Origin of the sequence: Streptosporangium sp. NPDC051023 (assembly GCF_040689595.1) — a bacterium.
Lineage (GTDB): Bacteria > Actinomycetota > Actinomycetes > Streptosporangiales > Streptosporangiaceae > Streptosporangium.
Map to the genome: position 1 here is coordinate 1 of NZ_JBFBCE010000180.1, position 5342 is coordinate 5342.

Sequence of the window (5342 nt, forward strand, 5' to 3'; positions counted from 1 at the left end):
GCGATCACGGTGCGGCCTCCTCGACGTCGCGCGCCTCGGCGGCCTGGGCGCGGGCGAGGTGCCGTCCGGCGCGCTCCTCCGCGGACTCGGCCCGCGCCCGGTACTTGTCGACCTGGACCCGCAGGTCCCTGTTCGTCGCCTCGTGGGCGGCGAGCTGCGCGTGGGCCGTCTCCAGTTCCCGCTCGGTCCGGGCCAGTTCCAGTTGGGTGCGGTCTCTGCGGGTCTCCATTCCGATCGGGAGGCCGATCAGGAGACCCACTACAAGGGCGACGAGGAGACCGAAGATCTGGCCGAGATACACGGCCACCATCCACACAGCGACGGCGATGACCGCTCCGCTACCGACTCCGAAGAGGTTCCCGCGGGAGAGGTGCTTGAGGATCACCGCCCCTCCCCTGCCGAGTCGCCGGAGGCCAGAGGGAACGCCTCAGCGAGGACACCGTCAGGGATGCGCCCCTCCCAGTAGTCAGCGCGCTCTCCTGCTCCGTGACGGTCCGAGCACTCCTGGACCACCTGCACCAGCGTGCAGCGCATCTTGTCCCGCTGGCCCCGGTAGTGGGCGGTGCGCTCCACACCGAGAGCAGCCAGGAAGAGCGCGACCACGGCGATCACGGCCCACAGCCACTCAGAACGATCGCTGTCTGCGGCAGCGGCACCGGTGACGAGCAGCGCCCCGAAGTACGGGGCGGCATCAGCCAGCCTCTGCGGCCAGGTGCGGGTGTACGGGGAACGGTCAGCCACGGCTGGCCTCCTCGACCGGCCCGACGAGCTCCCACTTGCCCCAGTTGACTTTCTGGTACCGGCCCGGCTTGAACTCACCTCGGCGCAGGCAGATCTTCAGGGCCAGGCCGGTCTCGACGTGCAGCCTCGTCAGCTCGTCGTAGTGCTGGTCGAGGTAGTCGTCGAGGCGGGTGTCGTCCCAGTCCCGCACCTCGGGGTTGAGGAGTTCAGCAATGTCGCGGGGCACGTTCGAGTTGCCGTACGGGCGCTTCGGGTCGATGCACGGGGCGCCGAACTCCGTGTCGTCCCAGTCCACCTCCGCTTCGCGCAGCAGCTTGAGGTGGATGTCGGTGATGGTGAACTCACGAGCCTTGTAGGACAGCTCTCGAAAGGCGTCCTGAGCGTCGAAACGGCTCACAGGACACCTCCGACGAAGTCCTGGACCAGCTCGGCGTCAGTGGCCGGGCGGATGGTGACCGTGTGCTCTCCGTCGGCCTCTGCCCCCAGCGCGGCGATGAGGAAGATCTCCACGGCCTGGTCGGCGTCCACGGGCCCGGCCGGGCGGGTCGACCCGATGTGCGGAGCGGCCTGGTCGTCGATCAGGACCCTGTAGCGGCCGTATCCAGCGGCGGTCGGCACGATCTGCAGGCCGTGCTCACGGAGGATGTCCTCCAGGGCGTCAGCGTCGGTGTAGGGGCCGCTGGGCTGGCCGTCGTCGGCGCGCTGCCAGGCGGTAATGGCGGCGGCAATCTTCTCGCGCCTGGCCTGGTGGTAGTTCGGTGCCTTCTCTGACGTCTCGGTGCTCACTGTGCGGTCTCCTGCGGGTCGAGGTGCGGTGAACGAGCGGGGGCGGGACGCAGGTTGATGGGCTTGGGCTCCCGTTCAGCGACCAGGCGGGCCGTGGCCGACCAGCCGCTGTAGGAGCCCGGCAGGCCATGACGTCCGCGGCGGCGGGAGAAGATCCGCATCAGCGACGCACCCCCTTGAACTCCTCGTGGGTGGCCTCGATCGAGGCGACCAGCGCGTCCGGGTTGGCCGAGAGCTCCCCCGGCGCGGCCGGCTTCGCAGACGGTGAGTCCATACGCTCCGGATTGCACAGGTGGCCATCGGCCTTCAGCTCCCGGCCGGCGTGGACCCAACCGAACTCGCCCAGCACGATCAGTTCCTGGCAGGACCCGCACCGGGCAGGCGTGATCGGCGGGGCGGGGACGGAGTTGGCTTCGACCTCGCGTATCGCCTGGCGGATCCCAGCGGCGTGCTTCTCCCACGCCGCGATCTCGCCCTTCAACTTGCTGATCGTCGCCTCACGCTCAGCGATGGCGACGGCCGCCTTGTTCAGCTCCGGCTCAGCTGCGCCCTGGAACATCGCGACGATGGCCTGGCTGTAGACGAGGCGCTCAGGCCCCTCCACGACGAGGGTTTGGGTGAGCTGGTCTGCCTGAGAGTTGTTACGGGCCACCTGAATCTCCATTTCGGGAGTGCTTGAATTAGGGGCGGGTCCCGGACCTCGCCGTTCCAGGCGGAGAGGTCCGGGAACGTGGATCAGGTGGAGACGCCATTGATGGCGCGGGCCACAGCGAGCGGCCACCCACACGCGACTTCGTCGATGTGGTTGCCCCACCCGCCCGCGGCGTGCTTCACCGCCTCGTCAGCGACCTCTTCCAGCCACGCAGCGAGCGCTTCGGCCACTTCTGGCGTCCACTCGGCGACGTGCTCCGCCATCCCGCGAGACGTCGGAAACTGGCGGCTCAGCGCCTCATGAAACGCTTCAACGGTCGGGTACTCCGGACCGGGCAGAGCCTTCATTGCCCTGCGGGTGTGCTCGGCACGCTGCTTGAGAGTGACGGCGGCGGCGCGGATCTCCTCGACGACGTCCATCACGACACCTCCCCGAGGGGAAGCTCAGGCCAGCCAGGAGGATCAAGCGCCAGCTGCTTCTGCGCAGCCATCTCCAGGCGCAGCTTCGTGGACTCGTACAGGCGGTACACGGCCTCGATCTGGTGACCGAACACCTCATAGGCCTTGCCGACCTCGCCCGTGTGCCAGAACAGCGCCTCGTAGCCCGACCGGGGTCTGTCGTCTTGGCGCATCGCTCCGGCCTGCCTGAGCTTCTCCTTCAGGTCGGCGACGGAGATCCGAACTCCGAACTTCTGCTTGATCAGCACCACGACTTCAGCGAGCGGGAACGTCTTCGGAGTGAACGGCTCCGGCACAGGAAGCTGCGCGACCGGTTCGGCAGCGACAGCCCGGGGATTGCTCGCGCCGCCGTTGAAGACGTAGTTGTAGAGCGCGTCAGCGAACTCGACCTGCCACCGCTCAATACGCTTCCGGGCGTCCTGGTCCTTCATCCGCCCGGTCTCGACGTTCGCGATCCACATCGGGATGATCCGGTAGCTGATCACGAAGTGCTGACGGACTCGGTCATCGCCGGGGAGACGCACGTACATGTTGTCCGTGCGCCCCTTTGACCAGGCGGAACGCTCGATGAGCTTCCGCTGGCCATCGGGGTTGAGGCCGATAGGCACCGTCAGACGCCGAAGCGGAAGCCCGATGTCTCCGTTGGGCATCCGCACGACAGGGAACTGCTCGCCGTCAAAGTTGAAAGAGCTGGGGACGATCTCGCTCACTGGGCACCGCCAGTAGCGCGCTGGACAGCCTTACCCAGTGCTTCCTCGATCTCCTCGCGCGGCACCTGCTCGCCGTTGTAAAGGCGTTCGAGCATGGCGGCGGCGGCGGGGTCGTTGAGCCAGGTAGCGAGAGGAGCCAACTTCAGGCCGACGGCTTCCAGGGCGGCCTTCATGCGGTCGCGGCCGGGTTGAGTGGCTGCCTCGTGAAGGTCGAGAAGGCGGGCGCGCTCTTCCCGCTTGGCGGCCTTGTCTCGTTCCCGCTGCGAAGCCGCAGCCGTAGCGCGAGTGATGACAAGTTCAGACGTGGCGAACTTCACGATGTCGTCAAAGGAGACACCGGTGAAGTGCTCCCCCGAGGCCTCCGCCCCAGGAATCGAGCGGCAGAACTCGATGAGTCGCTTCTCGTTGGGGCGGGCTTCCTTGTGGAAGGGGGACGTCCACTTCTCCTCGATGGTGATGCCGTGCGCCTTCGCGGCGCCAACGTGATTCGCGAGACGCGTCTTGAGGTCAGCGGTGAACCCGACCTTCACTCGGCCAGAGCTGAACTTGATGACGTAGACATGGCCTTCCGGCGCGTAGATCGAATGGGCCTGGATCTCGCCGGACAGGTCACTGGCGTAGCCCATGACGGGCTCCTTTCACTGCTTGGGGTGGGTGTCCCGCTGTCCTCCTGGACAGCGGGACCCAGGAGGGCTAAGCGGCGTCTTCGTTGAACTGGACAGGCCGCATGTCGCCGGAAGGGCGGAGGGTCCGCCAGATGTGCGGACGCGGGTCACGCTCATCGAGGAGCATGAACAGCCAGCCCTTGAGGGTCGAGGTGGATGCTTCGAGCGCGTAGTCCTTGCGTGTCCACCCCTCGGGGAGGCGAGCGAGGATCTTCTCGTGGTATCGCTCGGTGTCTTCGAGCAGCTCGGCGGCTTCCCGCTGCAGGTCCTCAGCGAGGTTGCGCACCCACGGGTGGAACTCGTCGGGCAGGGGTTCGCAGATGTCGGCGACGGTCTTGCCTGCGCCGAGGAGCTCCCAGACGCCTCTCGCGTTCAGGCCGCTCAGGATCTTGTGGAGAGCCATGTAGTCGGCTTGCTTCAGCTTCACCATGTCGCCGGACTCGACTAGCCGGACCACCAGGCCCTCAGCTCCAGGGCGGGGCGGCATGGCCAACGCATCCGCCAGCGTCGGCACGTTGAACATCGTCGCCTTCGGCCCACCCCAGCCAGGCACTTCGTCCGGGCCGAGCACACACCCGGTGTCAATCTCCACGCCGCCCAGCAGAAACAGGTCATCCGCGCCGCCGTACTCACAGACGATGCGGTTCTCCGGGTACACGATCTCGAAGAGCACGGTGACACCCTCGGGCGGCGTGAAGTCGGGGTAGCGCCAGCGCAGGACCTCGGTGGCGTGCTGCGCCTGGTCGCTGGCGAACGAGCCGCGGGTCGCGATCGCCCACCCAGTCGACGTCGGGTGGAGAATCCCGAGACTGCCGTCCATCTTGTCGACCACGACGGCCTTCGCCGACGCGTCCAACTCGCCGACCATTGGGTCGCCGTAGTTGAAGAACTTGCGGAACGGCCGAGCCTGCACCCAGCCCTTCGCATCCACGATCAGGCCCCGGCACGTGAGCGTGGCTTCATTCCACTCACCTTCGTACTGCGCTTTCGCCGTGTAGTTGTAGATGACCAGCGGCTCAGCGGGGTGCTCCTGCACCCGAATGAACCCGGCCTCGACAGCGGCCTCCAGGTATTCGAGATCCAGCAGATCCGCGATGTGTAGCTCAGCCACAGTGGGCCTCCTGTCTTGGGAGGAAGTCCCGCTCTCCTCCGAGAGCGGGACACAGAAGGAAGGTCAGTAGGGCGGTTTGCCGTCGAGGTCCGTGACGTCCACCAGCGGGCCGAGGTACACGGCTTGGCGCATCAGCCGCTGCCCGGGACGGTCAGGCGCCCAGGCGCCTACCTCTGTGGCGGGCACCTCCACAGACACGAGGGCGCCGTCAGGGCCGGA

General features: G+C 67.1%; 10 protein-coding genes. All 10 read right to left on the reverse strand.

What is annotated here, in order from left to right; genetic code table 11:
* Positions 1-4: 4 nt before the first annotated feature.
* A complete protein-coding gene (locus AB0395_RS47525) occupies positions 5-385 on the reverse strand; it encodes a hypothetical protein (RefSeq protein ID WP_366294797.1) in 381 nt (126 codons plus the stop codon).
* Complete coding sequence (locus AB0395_RS47530; protein ID WP_366294799.1) at positions 382-741, reverse strand: hypothetical protein; 360 nt, start codon at positions 739-741, stop codon at positions 382-384. Before AB0395_RS47530 ends, AB0395_RS47525 begins: the two co-directional genes overlap by 4 nt.
* Positions 734-1138 (reverse strand): hypothetical protein, encoded by a 405-nt coding sequence (locus AB0395_RS47535; RefSeq protein WP_366294802.1) that lies wholly within the window; start codon positions 1136-1138, stop codon positions 734-736. The genes AB0395_RS47530 and AB0395_RS47535 overlap by 8 nt, the downstream gene beginning before the upstream one ends.
* Positions 1135-1527 (reverse strand): hypothetical protein, encoded by a 393-nt coding sequence (locus AB0395_RS47540; protein WP_366294804.1) that lies wholly within the window; start codon positions 1525-1527, stop codon positions 1135-1137. Before AB0395_RS47540 ends, AB0395_RS47535 begins: the two co-directional genes overlap by 4 nt.
* Positions 1524-1688: a hypothetical protein gene (locus AB0395_RS47545; RefSeq protein WP_366294807.1), complete on the reverse strand. Its 165-nt coding sequence runs from the start codon at positions 1686-1688 to the stop codon at positions 1524-1526. The genes AB0395_RS47540 and AB0395_RS47545 overlap by 4 nt, the downstream gene beginning before the upstream one ends.
* Entirely contained in the window at positions 1688-2179 is a 492-nt protein-coding gene (locus AB0395_RS47550) for a hypothetical protein (RefSeq protein ID WP_366294809.1), read from the reverse strand. Before AB0395_RS47550 ends, AB0395_RS47545 begins: the two co-directional genes overlap by 1 nt.
* An 83-nt stretch (positions 2180-2262) precedes the next feature.
* Entirely contained in the window at positions 2263-2598 is a 336-nt protein-coding gene (locus AB0395_RS47555; protein WP_366294811.1) for a hypothetical protein, read from the reverse strand.
* A complete protein-coding gene (locus tag AB0395_RS47560) occupies positions 2598-3347 on the reverse strand; it encodes a phage antirepressor N-terminal domain-containing protein (protein ID WP_366294813.1) in 750 nt (249 codons plus the stop codon). Before AB0395_RS47560 ends, AB0395_RS47555 begins: the two co-directional genes overlap by 1 nt.
* Positions 3344-3973, reverse strand: coding sequence for a hypothetical protein (locus AB0395_RS47565; RefSeq protein WP_366294816.1), 630 nt, complete (start codon positions 3971-3973; stop codon positions 3344-3346). The genes AB0395_RS47560 and AB0395_RS47565 overlap by 4 nt, the downstream gene beginning before the upstream one ends.
* Positions 3974-4040: 67 nt before the next feature.
* The gene (locus AB0395_RS47570) at positions 4041-5123 is read right to left on the reverse strand and encodes an RNA ligase (RefSeq protein WP_366294819.1); all 1083 of its coding nucleotides are present in this window, start codon (positions 5121-5123) and stop codon (positions 4041-4043) included.
* Positions 5124-5342: the final 219 nt, after the last annotated feature.